Source organism: Sphingomonas sp. GM_Shp_1 (assembly GCF_026540895.1).
Taxonomy (GTDB): Bacteria; Pseudomonadota; Alphaproteobacteria; order Sphingomonadales; family Sphingomonadaceae; genus Sphingomonas.
The window spans coordinates 1-25293 of the sequence record NZ_JALNUR010000029.1 but is presented as its reverse complement, the minus strand read 5'-3'; the positions used below and the strand labels follow the sequence as shown (position 1 = coordinate 25293).

The 25293-nt window shown below is 68.9% G+C and carries 23 protein-coding genes, 1 tRNA gene and 2 riboswitches; of the genes, 16 read left to right on the top strand and 8 right to left on the bottom strand.

The window, feature by feature from the left end:
• Positions 1–187: 187 nt before the first annotated feature.
• Positions 188–1120, bottom strand: coding sequence for an outer membrane protein assembly factor BamD (locus tag OXQ33_RS13645; RefSeq protein WP_267435245.1), 933 nt, complete (start codon positions 1118–1120; stop codon positions 188–190).
• Positions 1121–1313: 193 nt separating this feature from the next.
• On the opposite strand from OXQ33_RS13645, the gene OXQ33_RS13640 reads away from it, so the two are divergent.
• Positions 1314–2138, top strand: coding sequence for a phosphoheptose isomerase (locus tag OXQ33_RS13640; RefSeq protein WP_267435244.1), 825 nt, complete (start codon positions 1314–1316; stop codon positions 2136–2138).
• Positions 2139–2181: 43 nt separating this feature from the next.
• On the opposite strand, the gene OXQ33_RS13635 is transcribed toward OXQ33_RS13640, so the two are convergent.
• Entirely contained in the window at positions 2182–3621 is a 1440-nt protein-coding gene (locus OXQ33_RS13635) for a S41 family peptidase (protein ID WP_267435243.1), read from the bottom strand.
• A gap of 227 nt (positions 3622–3848) precedes the next feature.
• Between OXQ33_RS13635 and OXQ33_RS13630 the strand changes: the two genes are divergently transcribed.
• Complete coding sequence (locus OXQ33_RS13630) at positions 3849–5036, top strand: glycosyltransferase (protein ID WP_267435242.1); 1188 nt, start codon at positions 3849–3851, stop codon at positions 5034–5036.
• Positions 5037–5497: 461 nt separating this feature from the next.
• Here OXQ33_RS13630 and OXQ33_RS13625 read toward each other — a convergent pair whose 3' ends face one another.
• Genes OXQ33_RS13625 through yajC form a run of 4 tightly spaced genes read right to left on the bottom strand, consistent with a single transcriptional unit; the run spans position 5498 to position 8822 of the window.
• Entirely contained in the window at positions 5498–5881 is a 384-nt protein-coding gene (locus tag OXQ33_RS13625; RefSeq protein WP_267435241.1) for an Mth938-like domain-containing protein, read from the bottom strand.
• The gene (secF, locus tag OXQ33_RS13620; protein ID WP_267435240.1) at positions 5878–6858 is read right to left on the bottom strand and encodes a protein translocase subunit SecF; all 981 of its coding nucleotides are present in this window, start codon (positions 6856–6858) and stop codon (positions 5878–5880) included. Before secF ends, OXQ33_RS13625 begins: the two co-directional genes overlap by 4 nt.
• Before the next feature lie 16 nt (positions 6859–6874).
• Entirely contained in the window at positions 6875–8479 is a 1605-nt protein-coding gene (gene secD / locus OXQ33_RS13615; protein WP_267435239.1) for a protein translocase subunit SecD, read from the bottom strand.
• A gap of 7 nt (positions 8480–8486) precedes the next feature.
• Positions 8487–8822, bottom strand: coding sequence for a preprotein translocase subunit YajC (yajC, locus tag OXQ33_RS13610; RefSeq protein WP_267435238.1), 336 nt, complete (start codon positions 8820–8822; stop codon positions 8487–8489).
• 192 nt (positions 8823–9014) lie between these two features.
• On the opposite strand from yajC, the gene OXQ33_RS13605 reads away from it, so the two are divergent.
• Positions 9015–9091: transfer RNA gene (locus tag OXQ33_RS13605), tRNA-Pro, on the top strand.
• Positions 9092–9190: 99 nt separating this feature from the next.
• Here the strand turns inward: OXQ33_RS13605 and OXQ33_RS13600 are convergent.
• Entirely contained in the window at positions 9191–9748 is a 558-nt protein-coding gene (locus OXQ33_RS13600; RefSeq protein WP_267435237.1) for a septal ring lytic transglycosylase RlpA family protein, read from the bottom strand.
• A gap of 107 nt (positions 9749–9855) precedes the next feature.
• Positions 9856–10056: riboswitch (cobalamin riboswitch) on the top strand.
• Between the two features lie 172 nt (positions 10057–10228).
• On the opposite strand from OXQ33_RS13600, the gene OXQ33_RS13595 reads away from it, so the two are divergent.
• The 7 genes from OXQ33_RS13595 (at position 10229) to cobJ (ending at position 19341) form a co-directional block, all read left to right on the top strand.
• Positions 10229–11287 carry a HoxN/HupN/NixA family nickel/cobalt transporter gene (locus OXQ33_RS13595; RefSeq protein WP_267435236.1) on the top strand — a complete coding sequence of 353 codons (1059 nt, stop codon included), beginning with the start codon at positions 10229–10231 and terminating at the stop codon, positions 11285–11287.
• 22 nt (positions 11288–11309) lie between these two features.
• Positions 11310–11511: riboswitch (cobalamin riboswitch) on the top strand.
• 180 nt (positions 11512–11691) lie between these two features.
• A complete protein-coding gene (gene cobW / locus OXQ33_RS13590; RefSeq protein WP_267435235.1) occupies positions 11692–12729 on the top strand; it encodes a cobalamin biosynthesis protein CobW in 1038 nt (345 codons plus the stop codon).
• A gap of 4 nt (positions 12730–12733) precedes the next feature.
• On the top strand, positions 12734–16135 hold the full coding sequence (cobN, locus tag OXQ33_RS13585) for a cobaltochelatase subunit CobN (RefSeq protein WP_267435234.1): 3402 nt from the start codon (positions 12734–12736) through the stop codon (positions 16133–16135).
• The gene (locus OXQ33_RS13580) at positions 16132–17244 is read left to right on the top strand and encodes a cobalamin biosynthesis protein CobG (protein WP_267435233.1); all 1113 of its coding nucleotides are present in this window, start codon (positions 16132–16134) and stop codon (positions 17242–17244) included. The genes cobN and OXQ33_RS13580 overlap by 4 nt, the downstream gene beginning before the upstream one ends.
• The gene (locus OXQ33_RS13575; protein ID WP_267435232.1) at positions 17244–17873 is read left to right on the top strand and encodes a precorrin-8X methylmutase; all 630 of its coding nucleotides are present in this window, start codon (positions 17244–17246) and stop codon (positions 17871–17873) included. Before OXQ33_RS13580 ends, OXQ33_RS13575 begins: the two co-directional genes overlap by 1 nt.
• Positions 17870–18595, top strand: a complete 726-nt coding sequence (gene cobI, locus OXQ33_RS13570; protein ID WP_267435231.1) for a precorrin-2 C(20)-methyltransferase — start codon at positions 17870–17872, stop codon at positions 18593–18595. The genes OXQ33_RS13575 and cobI overlap by 4 nt, the downstream gene beginning before the upstream one ends.
• The gene (cobJ, locus tag OXQ33_RS13565; RefSeq protein WP_267435230.1) at positions 18592–19341 is read left to right on the top strand and encodes a precorrin-3B C(17)-methyltransferase; all 750 of its coding nucleotides are present in this window, start codon (positions 18592–18594) and stop codon (positions 19339–19341) included. The genes cobI and cobJ overlap by 4 nt, the downstream gene beginning before the upstream one ends.
• On the opposite strand, the gene OXQ33_RS13560 is transcribed toward cobJ, so the two are convergent.
• On the bottom strand, positions 19317–20063 hold the full coding sequence (locus OXQ33_RS13560; RefSeq protein ID WP_267435229.1) for a cobalt-precorrin-6A reductase: 747 nt from the start codon (positions 20061–20063) through the stop codon (positions 19317–19319). The genes cobJ and OXQ33_RS13560 overlap by 25 nt on opposite strands.
• Between OXQ33_RS13560 and cbiE the strand changes: the two genes are divergently transcribed.
• From cbiE to cobF, 6 genes are read left to right on the top strand one after another with little or no spacing between them, the layout of a single operon-like run.
• On the top strand, positions 20062–21261 hold the full coding sequence (cbiE, locus tag OXQ33_RS13555; RefSeq protein WP_267435228.1) for a precorrin-6y C5,15-methyltransferase (decarboxylating) subunit CbiE: 1200 nt from the start codon (positions 20062–20064) through the stop codon (positions 21259–21261). The two genes, OXQ33_RS13560 and cbiE, sit on opposite strands and share 2 nt — an antisense overlap.
• Positions 21255–21611 carry a cobalamin biosynthesis protein gene (locus tag OXQ33_RS13550; protein ID WP_267435227.1) on the top strand — a complete coding sequence of 119 codons (357 nt, stop codon included), beginning with the start codon at positions 21255–21257 and terminating at the stop codon, positions 21609–21611. Before cbiE ends, OXQ33_RS13550 begins: the two co-directional genes overlap by 7 nt.
• Positions 21608–22372, top strand: coding sequence for a precorrin-4 C(11)-methyltransferase (gene cobM, locus OXQ33_RS13545; protein ID WP_267435226.1), 765 nt, complete (start codon positions 21608–21610; stop codon positions 22370–22372). The genes OXQ33_RS13550 and cobM overlap by 4 nt, the downstream gene beginning before the upstream one ends.
• Positions 22369–23676: a cobyrinate a,c-diamide synthase gene (locus tag OXQ33_RS13540; RefSeq protein WP_267435225.1), complete on the top strand. Its 1308-nt coding sequence runs from the start codon at positions 22369–22371 to the stop codon at positions 23674–23676. The genes cobM and OXQ33_RS13540 overlap by 4 nt, the downstream gene beginning before the upstream one ends.
• On the top strand, positions 23670–24395 hold the full coding sequence (gene cobA, locus OXQ33_RS13535; RefSeq protein ID WP_267435224.1) for a uroporphyrinogen-III C-methyltransferase: 726 nt from the start codon (positions 23670–23672) through the stop codon (positions 24393–24395). The genes OXQ33_RS13540 and cobA overlap by 7 nt, the downstream gene beginning before the upstream one ends.
• Positions 24392–25156 (top strand): precorrin-6A synthase (deacetylating), encoded by a 765-nt coding sequence (cobF, locus tag OXQ33_RS13530; protein ID WP_267435223.1) that lies wholly within the window; start codon positions 24392–24394, stop codon positions 25154–25156. Before cobA ends, cobF begins: the two co-directional genes overlap by 4 nt.
• Positions 25157–25293 lie beyond the last annotated feature (137 nt).

The window sequence follows — 25293 nt, the reverse complement described above, 5'->3', positions numbered from 1 at the left end:
CATTCAGGCCGCACAATCCTTACTCCTCCCCTGGAAGGGGAGGGGGACCATGCGAAGCATGGTGGAGGGGTGTAACCAGCCGTGAGTTTGGTTGATCTCTCCAACGGGGACACCCCTCCGTCAGGCCTTCGGCCTGCCACCTCCCCTTCCAGGGGAGGAATAGAGTGAATGTCGATCGGCCCTAGGCTCAGCCGGTCGGCGAGCTGTTGTTGCCGGTCGGGGTGGGACGGCCCGGTGCCGCCGCGCTGGGGGTGGCGGTGCCGGTGCCCGGCAGGCCGATATTGACCGAACCCGGCGTGCCGGTCGGCACCACGGGCTGACCCGGCTGGATCGCGGGGATCGGTTGGACCGGATATTCGCGCATCAGCTTGTACGCACGATTATACCAGTCGCTGCCTGGATAATTGGCGCCCAGCACGGCGGCGGCGCGCTCGGCCTCGGGACGGACGCCTAGCGCCAGATAGGCTTCGGTCAGCCGCAACAGCGCCTCGGGCGTGTGGCTGGTCGTCTGATATTTGTCGATGACGGTGCGGAAGCGCATCGACGCGGCCAGCCACTGGTGGCGATCCTCGTAGAAGCGGCCGATCTCCATCTCCTTGCCCGCCAGGTGATCGTTGACCAGATCCACCTTCAGCCGCGCATCGGCGGCATAGCGCGAATTGGGATAGCGGCGCATCAGCTCGCCCAGCGCGTCCAGCGCCTGGCGGGTGATCTTCTGGTCGCGGGTCACGTCCTGGATCTGCTCGTAATAGCCGAGCGCGATCAGATAATAGGCATAGGGCGCGTCGCGATTGCCGGGGTGGACCGAGATGAAACGCTGCGCCGACTGGATCGACTGGGTATAGTCGCGACCGAGATAATAGCTGAACGCGCTCATCAACTGCGCGCGGCGGGCCCAGATCGAATAGGGGTGCTGACGCTCCACCTCGTCGAACAGCAGCGCCGCCTCCTTGTAGCGGTGCTGGTCCAGCCGGTTCTTGGCGGCCGTGTACAGCGTGCCGACGTCGCGGGCGACATAAGGCAGGTCGGTGCGGGTACGGTTGCGGGCGCAACCCGCGATCGGAAGGGCCATGGCGGCGATGAGCGCCAGCGACAGCGCACGGGAACGGGGGTTACGCATCGCGCATGTCCTTAGCGCAGCATGAGGGCGGGGAACAGTCCCCTCCGCGCATCGGTGATCGTCAGGAATCCGGGGGCGTAACGGCTTGCCATGCGTGGGCCGGTCGCGGCATGGCAGAGGGGATGACGGCGGGGCGGAACAGCCCGGTCCACCGGCGGTTTCACCGTCGCCCGCTTGGAAGGAAAGACAGACCATGCCCGCCACGCTGCTCCACACCCACCGCGTCGAAAAGCCCTGGGGCCGCCACACGCTCTATCCGGGGTTCGAGGACGCCCCCGCCGATGGCGCGCCGATCGGCGAGGTCTGGTTCCAGGAACCCGGCGACACCTCGCCCGACCTGCTCATCAAATATCTGTTCACCAGCGAGAAGCTGTCGGTACAGGTCCATCCCGACGATGAACAGGCCCAGGCCCGTGGCCTGCCGCGCGGCAAGGACGAATGCTGGACGATCCTGACCGCCGAGCCCGATTCGACCATCGCGCTGGGCCCCAAGGCGCCGATGACCAAGGAGCAGCTCCGCGCCGATGCGCTGGACGGCTCGGTCGAGGCGGATCTCGACTGGGTGCCCGTGAAGGAAGGTGATTTCTATTACGCGCCGTCGGGCACCATCCATGCGATCGGCGCCGGGCTGACCGTGATCGAGGTGCAGCAGAACAGCGAGACGACCTATCGCCTCTATGACTATGGCAGCGACCGCGAATTGCATCTGGAGGACGGCGTCGATGTCGCGCACCTGACCCCGTATCAGCCGATCGTCTCGCCGGGACCGGCGGGCGAGGGGCGCGACATCCTGGTCGAAGGGCCCAAATTCGTGCTGGAGCGCTGGGCGGCGGGCGATCACGCGGTCGCCCTCCCCGAGGGGCGGACGGCGTGGCTGATCCCGATCACCGGATCGGGTGAGGTCGCGGGCGTCGCGTTCCAGGCGGGCCAGTGCCTGACGGTGACGGGGACGGAGACCGTCACCCTGTCGGCGGACGGCGACGCGCTGTTCGCCTATGCGGGTACCCAGCGGCTGTAAGAGCATATTCCTCCCCTGGAAGGGGAGGAATCAAACAGGCGCTTCAGAACAGCCCCGGCACATCCCGCTGCGCGGCCGAGGGGCGCAGGGGCTGGACCAGCTTGCGCGGGCCGTCACCCGCCGACTGGCCCGAGGCGCCGGCGCTGATCGGCGTACAACTCTTGCCCTGGAGGAAATCGAGCGCGGCGCGGGTCGAGGCTTCCTGCGGATCGCCCATCCGGCGGGTCAGGTCGTCGCCCGCGCGGCAGCTATTGGGTACAGTGCCCGCCAGCCCGTTATAATAGTCGCCCTGCCGATTGGCGTTCTGGATGGCGAAGGCGATCACGCGCAGGCGGTCGTCGCACTGGGCGTTGTCGCGTGCGATCTGGCCCACCGGCTTGCCATAGGTGTTGGCGCCGATCAGCGCCATGTTGCGGCCCAGATAGGGCAGAGCGCGGTTGATCACGCCTTCGCTCGCGGAGGCCGTACCGCCGGTGCCGATGAACGCGACCCGCGACGGGATGATCGATTCCGGCTGGGGCGCGAAGAAGGTCGTCTCATTCTCCGCGGACTTGCTGGGGCGGAAGGTGACGTAGCTCAGCACCTCCGAGGTTTGGCGCCCGCCGCCGAGCAGATTGTTGAACAGGTCGGCGATCGATACCGCCCCTCCGCCATTATAGCGGAAGTCGACGACGACCTGGGTGATGCCTTGCTGCTTGAAGGTCGCGAAGGCCGCGCGAAGCTGCGGGTCTGCGGTGCTGATGAAGGTGCGCAGGTTGATATAGCCGTAACGCTGGCCATTATCGGTGATGATCTGCGTCCCGTAATTGGGCGATACGGGTTGCAGCGTATAGGTCGCCTTGGTGAGCGGGACGGTGCGCACCGCGCCCGATGGATCGGCGACCGTGAAATAGCGGGTCGTCCCCGCCGTGTCGGGGCCGAGCGCGTCGGAGATGCCGTTATTGGGATCGGCGCTGACGATGGCCTGGATCGACCGGATATCGGAGGCGGTGGTGCCGATCCCCCGGATTTCGGTGCCACGATCGATCCCCGCCGCCAGGGCCACGCCGCTTTCGAACGACTCGGCGATCAGCAGCTTGCTCTGCGTCGCATCGGTGGTCAGGCGAAAGCCGAAGCCCGCATCCGCACCCGAGTTGTAATAGGCATCCTCCTCCCTGATGGAGGTGATGTAGGTGAAATACCGATCCTTGCGCTGCGCCCGCGCGGTCGCGGTCAGCGCGTCGATATAGTCGCTGACCGTCGCATAGGGCGACGGGTCGAGCGAGGCGGGCAGCGTCTCGGGAAAGAGATACCATTCGTTCATCTGGGCCGAAACCCAGTTCTTGCGGTTGCGCAGCGAACAGGCCGATTCCGCAGTGCCGCTCGGCGAATTGGCGCCGCCGCCGCTCGCCATCGATCCCGTGGCCGTGTCGCCTCCGTCACCGCATCCCGCCAGCGTCGCCACCAGCGCCAGTGCCGCACCCCAACGTCCGAATCGCCCCATCGCGTCCTCACCCCCCGAAGCCGTCCATCGGATAGCCCAACGGCCCAAATCTGTCAGGACGCATCTGTCGGGGACATGAATGAATCCCGTCATTGCCGTTAGTTTCGCGAGGCTTATGGTTAAAGCTCATCGATCCGGACAAATGTTGCAGACATCCGGGCACGATGCTTCCAGAACCAGTGTCGATCGACCTGCATTTTGCCGGTCGGCAGAGGCTAAGAGCATCCATGCTGAACGTGCTGACCCTGTCGAGCCTGTTTCCCGACTCGACCCGGCCCAATTTCGGCATCTTCGTCCAGCGGCAGACCGCGGCGCTGGCGATGCGACCCGGCGTCGGGGTGCGCGTGGTGGCGCCGATCGGCCTGCCCGTCTGGCCGCTCGCGCGATCGGATCGTTTCCGCGCCCAGGCGGCCATGCCGTTGCGGGAGGTATGGCGCGGCCTGGACGTCAGCCGTCCACGCTTCACCACCCTGCCGGGAACGGGGGGGCGATTTCATGTCCCCGCTTTGATCCGTGCGCTGGTCCCGGTGCTGGACCGGCTGCGCGACGAACGGGCCTTTGACGTGATCGACGCGTCCTTCTTCTTCCCCGACGGCCCTGCGGCGGTGGCGCTGGGGCGGCGCTACGGCGTGCCGGTGTCGATCAAGGCGCGGGGCGCGGACATCCACCATTGGGGCCATATGCCCGCGACCCGCCATCAGGTCGCGCGGGCGGCGGTGGCGGCGGACGGCCTGCTGGCGGTCAGCGACGCGATGGCGGACGACATTGCCGCACTGGGCGTCCCGCGCGGGCGTGTCCGGGTTCATCACACCGGCGTGGATCAGGCGCGCTTCCAGCCGATCGACCGGGGCGAGGCCAAGGCTGGGCTGGGCGTTTCCGGCCCGCTTATTCTGTCCCTGGGCGCGCTGATCCCGCGCAAGGGCCATGGCGTGGTGATCGACGCGGTCGCGCGGCTGCCCGGCGTCACCCTGATGATCGTGGGGGAGGGGGCCGATCGCACCGCCTTGCAGGCCCGGGCCGAGCGGTTGGGGGTGGCGGATCGGGTACGCCTGATCGGCGCGATCCCGCATGACGAGTTGCCCGGACTGTTGGGCGCGGCGGACGTGATGGCGCTCGCATCGGCATCCGAAGGGCTGGCCAATGCCTGGGTCGAATCGCTCGCCTGCGGTACGCCGATCGTCATCACGCCGGCGGGCGGGGCGGGCGACGTGGTGACCAGCCGCACCGCCGGACGGATCACCCAGGCCGAGCCGGAAGCCTTCGCGGTGGCGATCCGCGACGTGCTGGACCAAGCCCCCGATCCATGGGCGGTGCGGGCGACGGTGCGGGACTTCACCTGGCCGACCAATGCGGCCGCGCTACACTCGCATCTGGCGGAACTGGTGTCGCGCAACGGTGTCGGCATGCGGTGTTAGGGCTAATCGATATTCATGCTGCTCCTTGTTCCCTCTCCCCTGGACAGGGGAGAGGGTTAGCGGAGCTTGCCAGCCTGCTGGCTAGCGCAGCTTGGGTGAGGGGTTGAGCGAGCCGAAGGCTCGCGCGCTCTTCGAGCGCAGCACCCCTCACCCAGCTTCGACTAAGCCTTTGCTTCGCAAAGCCCAAGTCTGCGCAATCCTCTCCCCTCTATGAGGGGCGAGGGAAAAGAACGGCATATCTGAATGTCGATCGGGCCTAAAGACTTGTTCGCGCAGAGGCGCCGAGGACGCAGAGATGTCTCGCACGGGGCCATGCCCCACCTCACCAACAGCCGATAGTCGCAGGTTGAAGGCGCGGCAGGCGAAACCTCTCCGCGTCCTCCGCGCCTCCGCGCGAACAAAAATTTCCGGTCTTCGCGATCGCGCTTCGTCAGACGATGAGCCCCGCCCGCGCCGAAGCGTCAGGCGTCGAGCGGGTAGAGCGCCGCGCAGATCTTGCGGCCTTCGCTGCGCAGCACGCCCCAGGCGCGGGCGGCGGCACGGCTGTCCATCACTTCGACGCCCAGCCCACGGGCTTCCAAGGCGGCGACGAAGGCGGCGGGGGCGCGGCGCAGGGTCGTGCCGGTGCCGAGCAACAGGAATTCCGGCGCTTCTTCAACCAGTTCGGCGACCGACTCCGCCGTCAGCGCCTCGAAGGGCGGCGGGCTCCACGGCTCATGCCAGTCGGGCGAGAGCAACAGCGCGGGATAGGCGATCTCGCCGACCCGAAAGCCCGTGGCGGCGAAGCCACGGACGATCGGGCCGGGCGCGGTCGGATCGCGCGTGATGCGGATCGAATCGCTCATGGCTCGCGCGGGGTGATCCGCTCGGCATCGGCGACCTTGCGCTTGTCGGTGGTGCCCGGCTTCTCGCGATTGGGCTCGGCGCGCAGGCCCAAGGTGATGAGCAGCGAGGACGAGACGTAGATCGACGAATAGGTGCCGACCACGATGCCCAGGATCATCGCCGCGGTGAAGCCGCGCAGCACATGGCCGCCCAGCAGCAGCAGCGCGATCAGCGCCAGCAGGATCGTGACCGAGGTCATCACCGTGCGCGGCAGCGTCTCGTTCACCGACAGGTTGATGATCTCGCGCATCTCCATCTTGCGATAGCGGCGCATATTCTCGCGGATGCGGTCGTCGATGACGATCTTGTCGTTGATCGAATAGCCGATGATGGTCAGGAACGCCGCGATGATCGTCAGGTCCAGCTCGAACTGCGTCACCGCGAAGAAGCCCAGCGTGACCAGCAGATCGTGGACGATGGCGACGATGGTCGACACGCCGAACTGCCATTCGAAGCGGAAGATGGCGAACAGGCCGATGCCCAGGATCGCCAGCACCACCGCCAGCACGCCGTGCTTGATCAGCTCGCCGGATACCTTGCCCGACACCGTGTCGTAACGGGTGAAGGTCGCGCCGGGGAACTGCTGGCCCAGCGCGGTCTCGACCTTGCGGACGACGGCGTTGGTCGCGCCTTCGTCGTTGGACTTCGGCACCGGCAGGCGGATGCTGATGGTGCGGCCGTCGCCGACCGTCTGGATATTGGCTTCGCCCACGCCCAGGCCGTCGACGACCGAACGAACCCGGTCGGCCGAGGGCGGGGCGGGGAATTTCTCCTCGATCATCAGGCCGCCGACAAAGTCGACGCCCAGATTGAGGCCCTTCACGAACGTCACGCCGACCGCCAGCAGGGTGAGCGCGAGCGTCAGCCCGAACGCCCAGCCGCGCAGGCGGACGAAGTCGATGTTCGTGTTGTCGGGGACGAGTTTCAGGAGGCGCATGATCTGTTCTCCTGCCTCAAATATTGATGGTCTTGGGCTTTTCGCGGCGCAACCACAGCGCCACGAGCATCCGCGTGAAGGTAACGGCGGTGAACACGCTGGTCACGATGCCGATCAGCAGCACGACCGCGAAGCCCTTCACCGGGCCCGAGCCGAGCACGAGCATGATCACGCCCGAGATGGCATGCGTCACGTTCGCCTCGAAGATGGTGCGGCTGGCCTCCTTATACCCCAGCTCGACCGCCTGGACGACGTTTCGCCCACGCCGTCGCTCTTCGCGAATTCGCTCGTTGATCAGCACGTTGGCGTCGACCGCGGTGCCGATGGTCAGGATGAAGCCCGCGATACCCGGCAGGGTCAAAGTCGCGTTCAGCATCGCCATGACGGCCAGGATGACCAGCACGTTGATGACGACCGCGATGTTCGCATAGATGCCGAACCGGCCATAGGTGACGGTCATGAAGATGATGACCGCGACCGCCGCGATCGCCGAGGCCAGGATGCCCGCACGGATCGAGTCGGCGCCCAGATCGGGGCCCACGGTGCGTTCCTCGACCACCTTCAGGTCGATCGGCAGCTTGCCCGACCGGAGCGAGATTGCCAGCTGGTTGGCGGTGTCGACGGTGAAGTTGCCGCTGATCGACGCGCGACCGCCCAGGATCGGCTCGTTGATGTTCGGGGCCGACAGCACCTGGCCGTCGAGGATGATCGCGAACGGCTTGCCGGTATTTTCCTGCGTGATCCGCGCGAACTTGCGGCCGCCCTGCGCGTCGAAGGTGATCGCCACCTGCGGCGCGTTGGTCTGCTGGTCGAAGGTCTGTTGCGCATCGATCAACTGGTCGCCCGAGATGATGACCGGCCGCTTGACCGCGATCACCGGCGCACCCAGCGGATTGCCCGGATAGGGCAGGACCTGGCTGCCGGCGGGCGCATTGCCCTTGACCACCTCGACCGGGTTGGCGGTGGTGTCGACCAGCTTGAATTCCAGCTTGGCCGTCTTGCCGATCAGGTCCTTGAGCTGTTGCGGGTCCTGAAGACCGGGCACCTGCACCACGATGCGGTTGCTGCCCTGCTGAAGGATGGTCGGTTCCTTGGTGCCGAGCGCGTCGATACGGCGACGCACGACCTCGGTCGCGGTCTTCATCGCGGTGTCGACCGCCTGGGTCAGGCCCGCCTGGGTCGGCTTCAGGACGAAGCGCGAGGTATCGACGACCTGGATGTCCCATTCGCGCTGGCCGGTCATGCCCGCCCCGCCGCCGGTGATCGTCAGCAGCCGCTCGCGCGCCGCATCGACCTGGGACGGATCGCGCAGCATGAAGCTGAGCTGGCCGCCCCGGACCGAGATGTCGCCGATGTCGATGCGCGGATTGCCGCGCCGCATCTCGGCCGCGACCTGGTCGCGCATCGTCTCCAGCCGCGTATTGGCGAGGTCGGCGGTGTCCGCCTCCAGCAGCAGGTAGCTGCCGCCCGCCAGGTCGAGGCCCTTGTTGACGCGCGGATGGGGGATCGCCCCCCATTTGTCGGTCATGCTCTCGGGCAAAAAGCTCGGGACCGCCAGCAGGCACAGGGCCGCCAGCAGCGCGACGATGGAAGCGACCTTCCAGCGGGGGAAATCCAGCATCGTGGGGTCAGTCGTTCGCGGGCTTGGCGGTCGGATCGACCACGTCGGTCAGCGTCGCCTTGACCACGCGGACGCGGACATTGGGGGCGATCTCGACCTCGACCAGGGCGTCTTCGACGCGGGTCACCTTGCCGACGATGCCGCCCGCCGTGGTGACCTGATCGCCCTTCTTGACCCCCTCGACCGCCGCCTGCAGCGTCTTCATGCGACGCTGTTGCGGGCGGATCATCAGGAAGTAGAAGACCACGAAGACGAGGAGCAGCGGCGCGAGGCTGAGGAACGAGGCGGCGCCGCTCGATGCGGCGGCCCCGGTGGTTGCCTGGGCGGTGAAGGGAATGAACATTCGGACCCGTCTATGCTGAATGGGCACGGGCACCGGCCGACCGATGACGATCGACAAGCCCCCATGTCGGATAGCCTGCCCGCTACCATCGCAGGCGGACAGGCGCAATGGAGACGCGGATGTGGGGTGCCGGCCATCGCAACATCAAGGCTTGCATCCCACGGAAAACCCGCCTAGAGGCCGCCGCTCGGTCGGGGCGTAGCGCAGCCTGGTAGCGCATCACACTGGGGGTGTGGGGGTCGCAGGTTCGAATCCTGTCGCCCCGACCAATCTTCTTCCAACATGGGCGGATGACGGCGGAGCGGGCGAAAGCCCGCTTTTTTCGTTGTGCTTGATCCTCCCCAAGCGAGCTTGGGGAGGAATGGGGTTTACCGCCCCGTCATCCCCGCCGCCGCGATCTGCGACAGCAAATTCGCCCGCACCGCATCCGATACCGGAGGCAATGGCCGGGCAGCCTTACCATGGCGTAGGCGTTCGCGGTCCTTTTCGTCCGGCTCTACCCGCCGAACCCGCACCGCCGCCTTGCCCACCGCGCGCAGGCCGAGTTGTTCCGCCGCGCCGCGTGACAGGTCGATGATCCGCGACGATCCCGCGAACGGCCCGCGATCATTGACCCGGACGATGATCCGCCGCCCGGTATCCAGCGCCGTCACCTCGACATAGCTGGGCAAGGGCAGGGTGGTATGCGCCGCCGTCGCCCAGCCGGGGCGGAAGCGTTCGCCATTGGCGGTGCGCTTGCCCGATTCGTTGCCATACCAGCTGGCATAGCCCAGCATGTCGTATGTCGCGTCCTCGGCGGGGACATAGGTGACCCCGCGCACCGTATAGGGCTTGCCGATCCGCACCGGATAGTCGCTGACCGGTCGGTAGTTGCCGCCCGAACAGGCCGCGAGCATGGCCGCCGCCGCCGGGGTGCATCGACGCATCGCTTTCCAAACCATGGCCCCCGATTAGGCTGCGTGGCGCGCGCGATAAAGCGGTTTGCGCCTCGATTGGCCGCATAGTATCCGTCGGGGCGCGGCGGCTTTCAGCCGATCCGCACAATCGCACCGGTGCCCTTCGGGGCTTGAAACGGGAATGTGGTGCAAAACCACGGCTGTCCCTGCAACTGTAAGCGGTGAGCGAGCGACACGGGTCCCCCATCAGGGACCGCCACTGGAGAGATCCGGGAAGGCCGTGTCGCGGATGCTTCGACCCGCGAGCCAGGAGACCTGCCGGTGCGAGTCGCTCTTGCCGCGATCCAGGGGATGGTCATCGGCGGGATATATTGTATCATGCGAGCGACGCCATCAGGCCGATCCGAATCGGAACTTCGCCCGGCGTGCGCCCGCCTCTGGCCGAAGTCCCGACCGTCAGCGGAGGACCGGCCCTTGTCGCAACGGCGCCGGGGGAGGGCCTTTTGCCCCATGTCCGAATTTCCTTCGCATGGACGACCTTTGAAACACCGCGTGGCCTTGCTGATGGGCGCGCTGGTCGTCGTCAACATCGCCGTCTGGGCTTGGGCGCTGACGGTGTTCGCGGGCAACAGCCTGATGCTGGGCACCGCGCTGCTCGCCTATAGCCTGGGGCTGCGCCATGCGGTCGATGCCGACCACATCGCCGCCATCGACAATGTCACCCGCAAGTTGATGCAGGATGGCCAGCGGCCCATCGCGGTCGGCCTGTGGTTCGCCATCGGCCATTCCGCCATCGTCCTGATCGCGGCGACCACGGTGGCGCTCGCCGCCAGCACGCTCGCCGATTTCGAGGCCTTCGGGCAGAGCGGCGGGACCATCGCCACCATCGTCTCGGCCAGTTTCCTGTTCGCCATCGCGGTCATGAACCTGATCATCCTGCGCGACGTGTGGACCCGTTTCCGCCGCGTCGCACGCGGGGAGCCGATGGTCGAGGCGGATGCCGACATGCTGTTTTCGGGGCAGGGGCCGCTGTCGCGGCTGTTCCGCCCGCTGTTCCGGCTGATCCGGCGGAGCTGGCACATGGCGCCGCTGGGCTTCCTGTTCGGGTTGGGTTTCGACACCGCGACCGAGGTGGCGATCCTGGGCCTGTCGGGCTCACATGCCGCCGATGGCGTGTCGCTGGCGACGATCCTGGTGTTTCCGGTGCTGTTCGCGGTCGGCATGGCGCTGATCGACACCGCCGACGGGCTGGTGATGCTGGGCGCCTATGAGTGGGCGTTCGTCCATCCGCTGCGCAAGCTCTACTATAATATGACGATCACCCTGGTCTCCGCGCTGGTCGCGCTGGTGATCGGGGGCATCCAGGCGACCGCGCTGCTCGCCGAGCGGTTCGGCTGGACGGCGGGGCCGTTCCGTTATGCGGGCGCGCTGTCCGAGCATTTCAACATATTGGGCTTCGCCATTGTCGGGTTGTTCGTCCTCTGCTGGGGGGCGAGCTTCCTCCTCTATCGCTGGCGCGGGTTCGCCGCGATGGAGGCGCGAATTGCCAAGCCCGGCACGGCGGGATAAATGCCGCATATCGGGGGTGAAAGCTCCTGAAGATCGCGCCGGTGCCCCTTGGGGCTTTGAAACGGGAATGGGGTGCAAATCCCCGGCTGTCCCTGCAACTGTAAGCGGTGAGCGAGCGATGCTGGTGTCCATCGGAGACACGGCCACTGGAGCGATCCGGGAAGGCGCATCCCCTTCGCTTCGACCCGCGAGCCAGGAGACCTGCCGGCGTCATGGTCGCTCTTGCCCGGACCCAGGGGGTGGTCGGGGCACGGTTCTCCGTCGGGGAGCGACGAAGCCATGCGGCCGGGGCCGCATCGGTCGCCGGACAGCGGGGCGGACGCATTCGACAGCGCCCGTTCGCCACCGCTCCGGTGATCGGCCCCGCGTCCGCGCTTGCTCGTCCGGCGCGTCGGAGAAACATCATGCGTGACCTTTCCAAGGTCCCCGTCACCATCGTCACCGGCTTTCTGGGCGCAGGGAAAACCACGCTCATCAGCCACCTGATCCGCAACGCGGGCGGCCGTCGCCTGGCGGTGGTCGTCAACGAGTTCGGCACGCTCGGCGTCGACGGCGACATCCTCCAGTCCTGCGCCATTCCCGATTGCCCGGCGGAGAATATCGTCGAGCTGGCCAATGGCTGCATCTGCTGCACCGTGGCGGACGACTTCATTCCCACGGTCGAAAAGCTGCTCGCGATGGAGCCGCGCCCCGATCATATCCTGATCGAAACCTCGGGTCTGGCACTGCCCAAGCCGCTCTTGAAGGCGTTCGACTGGCCCGCCATCCGCTCGCGCATCACGGTGGACGGCGTGGTGGCGCTCGCCGATGCGGAGGCCGTCGCGGCGAGCCGCTTCGCCCCCGATCTGGACGCGGTCGAGGCACAGCGCGCCGCCGATCCCAGCCTCGACCATGAAACGCCGCTGTCGGAAGTGTTCGAGGACCAACTGGCCTGTGCCGACCTGGTCCTGCTGACCAAGGTCGACCTCGCCGGGCCGGAGGGCGTCGCCAGGGCGCGCGCAATCATCGCCGCCGAAGCGCCGCGCCCGCTGCCCATGGTCGAGGCGGTGGACGGCATCGTCTCTGCCGAGATCGTGCTGGGGCTGGAGGCCGCCGCCGAGGACGACATCGCCGCGCGGCCCTCGCACCATGACGGCGCGGACGATCACGAGCATGACGATTTCGACAGCATCTCGGTGATGCTGGGCGAGGTGGAAAGCCCCGAGGCGCTGACCGCGCGCATCGTGACACTGGCCGAGCAGCAGGACATATTGCGTGTGAAGGGCTATGCCGCCGTTGCGGGCAAGCCGATGCGCCTGCTGGTCCAGGCGGTCGGTCGCCGGGTGCGGACGAATTACGACCGTCCCTGGAGGCCGGGCGAGCCGCGCGGCACGCAGTTGGTCGTCATCGCTGAGCATGACCGGATCGACCGTTCGGCGATCGAGGCCGTGCTGAAGGGCTGATACGTTGCATCTCGTCTTTCGCGAGAGCCATGGGCTGGAGGAACAGGCGGTTCCTCAGGATCTGGGGCAGCGCCCCGGTGATGTGGTCGTCCTGTCCTTCTCCGACAGCGACCTGAGCGCCTTTGCGGCGGGCTGGCGGGCGGGGGGATTCGCCTGGTCGTTGCGGCTCGCCAATCTGGCGGCGCTGGTCCATCCGCTGTCGGTCGACACCTATGTCGAGCAGACTTTGGTTCACGCGAAGGCGATCCTGATCCGGTTGATCGGCGGGGCGGCGTACTGGGATTACGGCCTTCGCGAGGTGGAGCGACTGGCGCGCGAGCGGGGGATCGCGCTTGTCGTGCTGGCGGCGGATGGGCGCGAAGACCGGCGGTTGATGGCGGCGTCCACCGTGGATGAGGCGGTGGTGCGGCGGTTGGGGGCGCTGTGCGATGCGGGGGGGGCTCAGGCGGCGGGTGTGGTTTTGGGGGAGCTTGCCGAGGCGGTGTCGCTTGGGGCCTTGCCCTCCCCAACCCCTCCCGCCTGCGGGAGGGGCTATCGTGATGCGGCGGTCGGCAAGTTGGAAAGCAACTGTCCTGCCATTGACACGAACGCTTCGATAGAAGGTGCGCAAGCTGCCACCACAAACACGCCCCTCCCGCAGGCGGGAGGGGATGGGGGAGGGCCGTCTCCGCAAGCGATTCCGCCTTTGATAGCCCCTGTCGGCGGTTGGTTGCCTGAGTGCATCGCTTGCCCGGCCGCCAGTGTACTGGCCGGAAGTCGCCCCCGCATCCTGATCACCTTCTACCGCGCCTATCTCGCCGCCGCCGACCTCGAACCCATCGCGGCCCTCCACACCGCCCTGACCGAGCGCGGCTTCGACCCCGTCGCCCTGTTCGTCCCCTCGCTGAAGGCCGAGGGCGCGGGCCCGTGGGTCGCCCGCTGGGTGAGGGCCCTCACCCCCGCCGTGATCATCAACGCCACCGCCTTTTCCGCGCGCGGCGAGGACGACACCACCCCGCTCGACGGTGCGGGTGTGCCGGTCTTCCAGGTCGCGCTCGCCACCAGCGACCGGCAGGGTTGGGAGGGCTCGGCGCGCGGCCTGTCGCCCGCCGACCTCGCCATGCATGTCGTCCTGCCCGAGATCGACGGGCGGCTGTTCGCGGGCGTGGTCAGCTTCAAACAACCGGGGGAACGTGACCCCGATTTCGACATCGCCCTGCGCCTCCACCGCGCGGAGCCCGCCCGCATCGCGGCGGTGGCGGACAAGGTGGCGGGCTGGACGAGGCTCGCCGCGACTCCGGCGGCGGAGCGGCGGCTGGCGATCCTTCTCTCCACCTATCCCGGCAAGGACTGGCAGGCGGCCCATGCGGTGGGGCTGGACGGTTTCGCCTCGACGGAGGCCATTCTCAGCGACTTGCGCGAGGCCGGTTATGATGTGGAGGCGCGCGCGGACCTTCCCGCCGCATTGCTCGCCAACCGGATCGTCTGGCCGATCGCCGCCTATCGCGAAGCGCTTGGCCAACTGCCCGAAGCCTTGCGTGCCGATCTGCTTGAAAGCTGGGGCGCGGTCGAGGATGATCCGCTGGTCGAGGGCGACGCCTTCCACTTCCCTGCCGTCACGCTCGGCAAGGCCATCGTCGCGCTCCAGCCCGAGCGCGGGCGGCGGGAAGCGCGCGCGGACGATTATCACGACCTTTCGCGCTGCCCGCGTCACGGCTATGTCGCCTTCTACCTCTGGCTCCGCGCGCAAGGCATCGACGCGCTGGTCCATGTCGGTGCGCATGGCACATTGGAGTGGCTGCCCGGCAAGGCGGTCGCGCTGTCCGACGCCTGCTGGCCCGAGGCGCTGACGCGCGACTGGCCGGTCCTCTATCCCTTCATCGTCAACGATCCGGGCGAGGCGGCCCAGGCGAAAAGGCGGCTGGGCGCCGTCACCATCGGCCATGTCCCCCCGGCCCTGGTCCAGGCGGAGAGCGGCGCAGGGCTGGGGCGGCTGGAGGCGTTGCTCGACGAATATGCCAATGCCGATGGCCTCGACCCCGCGCGCCGCGACCGGCTCCGCGCCAGCATCGCGGAGGAAGCGGAGAGCGTCGGCCTTGGCGAAACGCTGGGGCTGGCGGGGGCGGAGGATCCGTTGGCCCGGATCGACGCCTTCGTCTGCGACGTGAAGGACAGCCAGTTCGGCGAGGGGCTCCACATTTTCGGCCGCGGCGAACAGGGCGCGGCGGAGCGGGCCGGGCTGCTCGCCGGGCTGGACGGCAAGCGCGTCGCGGCGGGGCCTTCGGGATCGCCATATCGGGGCCGGGCCGATGTGCTGCCCACCGGCCGCAACCTCTACGCCATCGACCCGCGCGCCGTGCCGAGCCGGGCGGCGCACCGACAGGGGGTCACGCTCGCCGAGGAACTGATCCGCCGCCACATGCAGGAGGAGGGCGATTACCTGCGCACCCTGATCGTCGATCTCTGGGGCTCCGCGACGATGCGCACGGCGGGCGAGGAGTTCGCCATGGCGCTGCACCTGATCGGGGTCGAGCCGGTCTGGGATCACCGTTCCGAACGGGTGACAGGGTTCGAGGTGATGCCGCTGATGCGCTTCGACCGGCCGCGCGTCGATGTGACGCTGCGGGTGTCGGGGCTGTTCCGCGACGCCTTTCCGCATCTGGTCGCCTTGTTCGGGCAGGCAGTGCGGGCGCTCGGCCAGCGCGACGAAGCGGCCGAGTGGAATCCCTATGTCGGCCAGGCGACCCCGCGCGTCTATGGCCCCGCGCCGGGCCGCTACGGTATCGGGCTGGACCCGAATGCGGGCTATGACGAAGCCGCGCGGATCGAGGCGGGGCAGAGCTGGCTCGCCGCCTCGGCGACCGCGCTGGACGATGGCGATCGGCGCGATGCCGAGGGGATCGCGGCGCGGGTGGCGGGGGCGCAGGCGTTCGTCCACCTTCACGACCTGCCCGAAAGCGACCTGCTGCTCGCCGCCGATTATGCCGCGCATCAGGCGGGGTTCGCGGCGGCGCGCGCGGCCTTGGGGGAGGGGGCGGCATCGCTCTATCATCTCGACACGCGCGATCCGGCCAACCCGAAGGCGCGGATGCTGGCCGAGGAGATCGCCCGCACCGTCCATGCCCGCGCCGCAAACCCGCGCTGGGTGGAGGGAATGATGGCGCATGGCTTTCGCGGCGCGGCCGAGATCGCCGCGACGCTCGACCATCTCGGCAGCTTCGCGCATCTGGCGGACGCGGTGCCCGCCGCGCTGATCGACCTCTATTGGGACGCGACGCTGGCGCAGGACGCGGTGCGCGACTTCATGGCGCAGGCGAACCCGGCGGCGCTCGCGGCAATGGAGGCGCGGTTTGCGGCGCTCTACCAGGCGGGGTTGTGGCGGACGCGGCGCAATTCGGTGCTGGCGATGCTGGACGGCGCGACATGAGCGGGTTCGTCGTCAAGGGCTGGTGCCCCGATGCGTGGCGGCCGATGATGGCGGGTGACGGGTTGCTCGTGCGTGTCCGCCCGCCGCTGGGGCGGCTTACGGGCCCGCAGGTCGAGGGTCTGTGTCGGGCCGCGATCCGGCACGGTAATGGCCAGATCGACCTGACCTCGCGCGCGAATTTGCAAATCCGGGGTGTCGGCGAGGAAGGCTGGTCCACGCTGCTCGCCGAATTGCAGGCGCTGGGGCTGGTCGATCCCGATCCGGTGCGAGAGGGGCGGAGCGCGATCCTCATCCAGCCCGAATGGCGGGATGGGGACGACAGCCATGCCATCGCGACAGAACTCCGCGCGCGGCTGGCCGAATTGCCCGACCTGCCGGGCAAGGTCGGCTTCGTGGTCGATGCGGGGCCCGCACCGATGCTGAGCGAGGCGCCCGGCGATTTTCGGATCGAGCGGGGGCTAGGTGGCGAATTGCTGCTTCGCGCCGATGGGCGAGCCACCGGCGTCGCTGTCCAACGCGCGGACGCCGTCACGATGCTGATCCGGCTGGCGCATTGGTTCGTCGCCAGTGGCGGCAGTACAGCCGGGCGCATGGCCCGCCATAGGGCCCCGCTTCCGGCATGGGCGTCCGGCGATGCGGTCCCCGCGCCGTCCGCCACGCCGCTGCGACCCGGCGCGCATTCATGGGGAGCGGTCTATGGCCTTCCCTTTGGCCGCATCGACGCGCAGGCCTTGGCGGGCCGAAGCGCACCCATTCGCCTGACCCCGTGGCGTATGCTCCTCGTCGAGGGTGTCGCCCCGATACCCGCCAAGGGCATGATCCTCGAAGACACCCCCATCCTCCATGTCGACGCCTGTGTCGGCGCGCCCGCCTGTCCCCAGGCGAGCGTCGCCACCCGCGATCTTGCCGCCCGTCTTGCGCCTTTGGTCGAGGGTCGCCTGCACATATCGGGTTGCGCGAAGGGCTGTGCACGGGCACGGGCGGCGGACTGGGTGCTGACCGGGCGGGAGGGGGCTTTCGATCTGGCCAGGGACGCCCGCGCCGGGGCCGCGCCCCTTCACACCGGATTGACGCCCGAGCGGGCGGTCGCGCTTCTCGGAGCCTGTTAATGCCGTATAGTTACGAAACCGATGGCGCGGCGATCTATCGCCAGTCCTTCGCCATCATCCGTGCCGAGGCGGAACTGGCGCGATTCGACAAGGAGGAAGAGCCGGTCGCGGTCCGCATGATCCATGCCGCCGGGCTGGTCGAACTCGCGCCTTCGATCCACTTCTCGGCCGGTTTCGCGGTGGCGGGGCGGCAGGCGCTGGCGGCGGGCGCGGCGATCCTGTGCGATGCGCATATGGTCAGCGAAGGCGTCACGCGCGCGCGGCTGCCCGCCGACAATCCGGTGATCTGCACTTTGCGCGACCCGTCGGTGCCCGAACTGGCCAGGCAGATGGGCACGACCCGCTCCGCCGCCGCGCTGGAGCTGTGGCGGCCGCATCTGGCGGGCGCGCTGGTGGCGATCGGCAATGCGCCGACCGCGCTCTTCCATCTGCTGACCATGCTGGAAGATCCCGCCTGCCCGCGCCCGGCGGCGATCATCGGCTGTCCGGTCGGCTTTGTCGGCGCGATGGAGTCGAAGGATGCGCTGTGGGAGGCGCAACCCGTGCCATGCGCCATCGTGAAGGGGCGCCCCGGCGGCAGCGCGATCACGGTGGCCGCGATCAACGCGCTGGCGAGCCGCGCCGAATGACGGGGACCGTTCACGGCGTCGGGCTGGGGCCGGGCGCGGCGGACCTGATGAGCGTCCGCGCCGACCGGCTGGTGCGCGGGGCGCGGCATGTCGCCTATTTCCGAAAGGCCGGGCGGCGCGGCCATGCGCGCACCATCGTCGAGGGGATGCTGCGCGACGATGTGGTCGAATATCCGATGGACTATCCGGTCACGACCGAGATCGCCTTCACCGATCCGCGCTATAACGAATACCTGTCGGCCTTTTATGCGACATGCACCGCGCATATCCTGTCGCTGGTGCGGGGTGGCGAGGATGTGGTGGTGCTGTGCGAGGGCGATCCGTTCTTCTACGGATCGTTCATGCACCTGCACAGCCGGTTGCGGACCCACGCCCCCGTCGCGGTGGTGCCGGGCATCACCGGCATGTCGGGCGCCTGGACCGCCAGCGGCGCGCCGATCACCTGGGGCGACGATGTCCTGACCGTCGCGATGGCGACCCTGCCCGAAGCGGAGCTGACCCGCCGCATCGCAGAGACCGATGCGCTGGTCGTCATGAAGATCGGCCGCCATCTGCCCAAGCTGCGCCGCGCCATCGCGGCGGCGGGGCGGACGGAGCAGGCGTGGCTGGTCGAACATGCCGCCCAGGCCGGGGAGCGGGTGCGCCGCCTCTCCGAAGTAGAGGATGCGCCCGCCCCCTATTTCTCCATCGCGCTGATCCACGGGGAAGGGCGGCGGCCATGAGTGGCTGGCTGATCGTCGCGGGGCTGGGGCCGGGGGCGGACGCGATGGTCACGCCCGAGGTGTCGGCGGCGCTGGCCGAGGCGACCGATGTCGTCGGCTACATTCCTTACGTCGCGCGGGTGCCTGAGCGGCCGGGTCTGACCCGTCATGCCAGCGACAACCGGGTCGAGCGCGACCGGGCGCTGCACGCGCTGGAGATGGCGGAGGCGGGCGGGCGCGTGGTCGTCGTTTCCTCGGGCGATCCGGGGGTGTTCGCGATGGCGGCGGCGATCTTCGAGCGGGTGGAGGAAGACCCCGCGCGCTGGCACGATCTCGACATCCGCGTCCTGCCCGGCATCACCGCGATGCTGGCGGCGAGCGCACGGGCAGGCGCACCGCTGGGCCATGATTTCTGCGCGATCAACCTGTCGGACAACCTCAAGCCGCGGGCGCTGATCGAGCGGCGGCTGGCGCTGGCGGCGGAGGCGGATTTCGCCATCGCGCTCTACAATCCCCGGTCGAAGGCGCGGCCCGATGCGCTGGACGCGGCCTTCGCGCTGTTGCGGGAAGTTTGCGGCGACGCGCGCCCGGTGCTGTTCGCCCGCGCCGTCTCCACACCCGAGGAGCATCTGCGCATCGTGCCGCTTCGGCAAGCGCGTGGCGAGATGGCCGATATGCGCACCGTTGTGATCATCGGGTCCAGCCGTACGCGGATCGTGCCCCATGCTGGCCAGCCGATCCTCTACACCCCCCGGACGACGCCGTGATCCAGCCAGTCGAGTACAGCCGCGACGCTGTCCGCCTGCGGGCGGAGTGGAATGAAGGGCCGGTCGATCATCACGACCGGCAGCCCGAGTTCGCGCGCGGCGTCCAGCTTGGCCCGCGCGCCGGCGCCACCCGCATTCTTGGCCACGATCACCGCAATCCGCTGTTCGCGCAGCAGCGCCAATTCCCCCGCCAGCGTGAAGGGGCCGCGATCCACCACCAGATGGTGGTGTGGCAAAGCGGGCGGCTGGGCGGCGTCGACGAAGCGCAGCAGGTAGAAATGCTGCGCAGCATAAGCGAAGTCGCCGATGGTCTGGCGGCCGAGCGCCAGGAAGACGCGCTTGGGTTCGGCGCCGAGTACGGCGACCGCCTCCATCGTATCGGCAACATGAATCCAGCGGTCGCCGGGACCCTGCTCCCAGGCGGGGCGCGTCAGCGCGAGGAGCGGCACACCGGCCAGTTCCGCCGCGGCGATGGCGTTGGCGCTGATCCGCGCGGCGAAGGGATGGGTGGCGTCGACCAGATGGGTCACACCTTCGCGGGTCAGGTAATCCGCCAGTCCCTCGACACCGCCAAACCCGCCCACCCGCATCGGAATGGCCTGGGCGCGCGGATGGTCGGTGCGGCCCGCATAGCTCAGCACCGCGCGCTCGCCGCGTGCCGCCAGCGCGGTGGCCAGCGCGCTCGCCTCGGTCGTGCCGCCGAGCAGAAGGATATGGCGCATGGCTGACTCCGAACCCTGGCTGACGATCGTCGGGATCGGCGAGTATGGCTGGGACGGCCTGATCGCCCCCGCCCGCGCCGCGATCCAGGCCGCCGATAGCGTGATGGGCGCGCCCCGTCACCTGTCGCTGCTGGCCGGGCAGGGTAGGGGCGAGCACATCGTCTGGCCTGTGCCCTTTGCCGATGGCGTGCCGATGCTGCTGGAGCGGCGGGGGCAGCGGGTGGTGATGCTCGCCTCGGGCGATCCCTTCTGGTTCGGGGCGGGCTCGGTCGTGACCCGTCATCTGGAGCTGGGCGAGTGGGTCGCATACCCCGCGCCCTCCACCCTGTCGCTGGCGGCGGCGCGGCTGGGCTGGCCGGTCGAGACCATCCAGAGCGTCGGGCTTCACGCCCGTCCCGTCGAAACCCTGCGCCCGCATCTGGCACCGGGGCGGCGGGTGCTGGCGCTGATGCGCGACGGGGCGTCGGTGACCGGGCTGGCGGCGTGGCTGGCCGAGCAGGGGTTCGGCGACAGCGCCCTCACGGTGCTGGAGGCGCTGGGCGGCCCGCGCGAGCGGGTGCGGTCGTGCCCGGCGGCGGCGCTCGACTGGACCGACATCGCGCATCCCGTGGCGGTCGCCATCGAACCTGCGGGAGGGGGCCGCGTCCTCCCCCGTGTGAGCGGTCTGGACGATGACTGGTTCGATCATGACGGACAGATCACCAAGCGCCCCGTCCGCGCGCTGGCGCTGTCGGCGCTGGCCCCGCGACCCGGAGAGTTGCTGTGGGACATCGGCACGGGATCGGGATCGGTCGCGATCGAATGGCTGCTGAGCGACACCACGACCCGCGCGGTCGGGTTCGAGCGTGACCCGGACCGCCTCGCCCGCGCCGCCGCCAATGCCGCTCGGCTGGGCATGGAGCGACTGGAACTGGTCGAGGGCGATGCCGTCACGAGCCTCGTCGACCGGCCGCAGCCGGATGCGGTGTTCGTCGGCGGTGGCCTGTCGCCGCAACTGGTGGACGCGCTGCGCACCCTGCCGCATTGTCGGCTCGTCGCGCACGGTGTAACGCTGGAGACCGAGGCGCTGCTGGCCCAGTGCCATTCGCGCTTTGGCGGAGAATTGCTGCGCATCGAACTGGCGCGCGCGCGGCCGCTGGGCACCAAGCGCGGGTGGAAGGCGAGCTACCCCATCGTGCAATGGCGGGTCGCATGGTGATCGCCGGTTTCGGATGCCGGGCGGGGGCGACACCTGAGTCCTTCCGCGACGCGCTGGCCGCGACGGGCGTCCGGCCCGATGGCCTCGCCGTGCCGGAGGATCGGGCCGCGCTGATCGCCGGTTTCGCGCGAGGGGAGGGGCTGTCCGTTCTGCCCGTTCCGCCCGCCCAACTGAACGGCATCGCCACGCCGACCCAATCCGACCCCAGCCTGACCCATCGCGGCGTCGGCAGTGTCGCCGAAGCCGTCGCGCTCGCCGCCGCCGGGCCGGGCGCGCGGATCGTCGTTACGCGCCAGATTTCCTCCGACTGCATGGCGACCTGCGCCATCGCCCAGGGACTTAGATTATGACCGTCCATTTCATCGGCGCCGGACCCGGCGCCCCCGACCTGCTGACCCTGCGCGGGCGCGACCTGATCGCGGCCTGCCCGGTCTGCCTCTATGCCGGATCGCTGGTGCCGGAAGCGGTGCTCGCCCATTGCCCGCCGGGTGCCAGGATCGTGAACACCGCGCCGATGACGCTCGACGAGATCATGGCCGAAATTTCGGACGCCCACGCCAGGGGACAGGACGTCGCCCGGCTCCATTCGGGCGACCTGTCGGTCTGGTCGGCGATGGGCGAGCAGGTGCGGCGCCTGCGCGAACTCGGCATTCCCGTCTCGGTGACGCCGGGCGTGCCGTCCTTCGCGGCGGCGGCGGCGGTGTTGGAGAGCGAACTGACCCTGCCCGGCATCGCTCAGTCGGTGGTCCTGACCCGCACCCCCGGCCGCGCCAGCGCCATGCCGGAGGGAGAGTCGCTTTCCGCCTTTGCCGCGACCGGCGCGACGCTGGCCATCCATCTGTCGATCCACAATCTGGCCAAGGTCGTCGCCGACCTGACCCCGCATTACGGGGCGGACTGCCCGGTCGCGATCGTCTGGCGCGCGAGCTGGCCCGAGCAGCGGATCGTCCGCGCGACGCTGTCCACCATCAAGGACGCCGCCGCCGACGGCCCGGAGCGGACCGCGCTGATCCTGGTCGGCCGCGTCCTCTCCCAAAGCGATTTTGCCGAGAGCCGATTATATGCGGAAGGCTATGACCGCCGTTATCGTCCCGGGAACAGCGTCGAATGACTCCGGGCTTGATGATCGCCGCGCCCGCCTCGGGCACCGGCAAGACGACGGTGATGCTGGGCCTGTTGCGCGCGTTCCGCGATGCGGGTCTGCGCGTACAGCCGTTCAAGAGCGGCCCGGACTATATCGACCCCGCCTTTCACCGCGCGGCCTGTGGGCGCGCCTCGTTCAACCTCGATGGCTGGGCGATGCCGGCGATGCTGCTCGACACGCTGGGCCGGCGCGGGGCGGATGCGGACCTCGTGCTGGCGGAAGGCTCGATGGGGCTGTTCGATGGCGTCGCCAAACCCGGCGCGACCGGCATGGGGAGCAGCGCGGAGACGGCCAGGCGCATGGGCTGGCCGGTCATCCTGGTCATCGACGTGTCGGGCCAGGCCCAGTCGGCGGCGGCGACCGCACTCGGCTTCGCGCGCTATGACCCGGATCTGCGCGTAGCGGGCGTGATCCTCAACCGCGTGGCGAGCCCGCGTCACGAGCGGCTGGCGAAACTCGGCTTCGAGGAGATCGGCCTGCCGGTCTTCGGCGCGCTGCCCCGGCGCGGCGATCTGGTTCTGCCCGAGCGGCATCTGGGGCTGGTGCAGGCGGTCGAGCATCCCGAACTCGACCGGCTGATCGGCGACTATGCCGCGTTCCTGGCGGCGCATGTCGATCTGGAGGCGGTGCGCGCGGCGGCCTATGCCGGGCCCTTGGCGGCGTCGTCCGGCACCCTACCGCCACCGCCCGCGCAGCGGATCGCGCTGGCGCAGGATGCGGCCTTTTCCTTCGTCTATCCGCATATGCTGGAGGGCTGGCGCGCCGGGGGGGCGGAGATATTGCCCTTCTCGCCGCTCGCCGACGAGGCACCGGATGCATCGGCCGATCTGGTCTGGTTGCCCGGCGGCTATCCCGAACTCCATGCCGGGCGGTTGGCGGCGGCGGAGCGGTTCCGTGCGGGGCTCGCTGCCCATGCCGCCACGAAGCCGGTCCATGGCGAGTGCGGCGGCTATATGGCGCTGGGCGAGGCGCTGGTCGATGCGGAGGGGGTGAGCCACCGCATGGCGGGGCTGCTTGGCCTTGTCACCAGCTATGCCAAGCGCAAAATGCATCTGGGCTATCGCCGCGCGACGTTGCTTGGCGACGTGGCGGGGATGCCCGAGGGGGCGGTTCTGGGCGGGCATGAGTTTCATTACTCGACCGTCCTCGAACAGCCGGATGCGCCGCTTGCCCATGTCGTGGATGCGCAAGGCGACGCCGTGCCCGAAACCGGATCGCGGCGCGGGCATGTCACCGGCACCTTCTTCCATCTGGTGGCGCGCTGGTGGTGAAGGGGTTTGTGTCCCTTGTCGGCGCGGGGCCGGGTGACCCCGAGCTGCTGACGCTGAAGGCGGTGCGCTGTCTGGGCGAGGCGGATGTCGTGCTGTTCGACGACCTTGCCGCCGGGCCGATGCTGAGCCATGCCCGCGCCGATGCCGAGTTGATCGCGGTCGGCAAGCGTGCTGGGCGGGCTTCGCCGAAGCAGGGCGAGATCGACCGGCTGCTGGTCGATCATGCGCTCAGCGGAAAGCGGGTGGTGCGGCTGAAGTCCGGCGATCCCGGCATTTTCGGGCGGCTGGAGGAAGAGATTCTCGCGCTCAAGGCGGCGGGCATCCCCTTCGAGATCGTCCCCGGCGTCAGCGCGGCGAGCGCGGCGGCGGCGGTGGCGGGGCTGCCGCTGACCCGGCGGGCGGAGGCGCGGCGGGTGCAGTTCGTGACCGGCCATGACGTGACCGGCGCGCTGCCCGCCGACCGCAACATGGCCGCGCTGGCCGATGCGGGCGCGACCACCGTGGTGTTCATGCCCAAGCGGACCTTCCCCGCGCTGGCCGAGGCGTTGGTCGCGCACGGCCTGTCGCCCGAGACCCCCGCGCTGATGGCTGAGCATGTCGGCTGCCCCGACCAGCGGCTGACCCGTTCGACCGTGGGTGACCTCGCGGCACGGCTGGCGGAGGGCGTGTCGGACAAGGCGGCGCTGATCCTTTATGGCCCGCTGATGGAGGATATGTGATCCATCTCGACCTGATCGGCATCGGCACGGGCAACCCCGACCACCTGACCCGCGCCGCCGAGGCCGCGATGCGCGCCGCCGATCTGATCCTGCTGCCGCGTAAAGAAGACAAGGCCGAGTTGATCGACCTGCGCCGTGACATCTGCGCACAGGTGCTGGCGGGAGCGGCGACGCGGGTGGTGGAGTTCGACCTGCCGATACGCGCGGCCGAAGGCGATTATCTCGACACGGTCGAGCGCTGGCATGACGCGATCGCCGAATGCTGGGCGGCGGAGATCGCGCGGGCGCTGCCGGTTGGAGGAAGGGTGGCGCTGCTCGTCTGGGGCGATCCGTCGCTCTACGACAGTACGATCCGCATCGCCCGGCGGCTGATTGCGGTCGAGCGGGTGACGGTGGTGCCGGGGATCACCAGCCTGCAACTGCTCTGCGCGGCCCATGCCATTCCGTTCAACGCGGTGGGTGCGCCGGTGATGGTGACGACCGGACGACGGTTGCGCGAGGGCGGCTGGCCCGAGGGTGCGGACAGCGTCGCGGTGATGCTCGACGGAGGCTGTGCCTTCACGACGCTGGACCAGCCGGATGCGGCGATCTGGTGGGGGGCGTATCTGGGGATGGCACAGCAGGCAATCGAGGTCGGGCGGCTGGGGGATGTCGCCGAGCGTATCGTCGCGCGCCGGGCCGAGCTTCGGCGGGTCCATGGGTGGATCATGGATGTGTATCTGCTGCGGCGCGGTGGGGATTTGGTGGGGGAGGGGGTTTGATGGAGCCAATTACCTCGCATCTGGCCGCTCCCCTCCCGCAGGCGAGTTGTGGGTTGGTCATGCCCTCGGCATGGCCTGAACGATGCGGGGCATCGTTCGCCCACAACTGGGATGGGGGAGGGTTAGGCCACGAACTG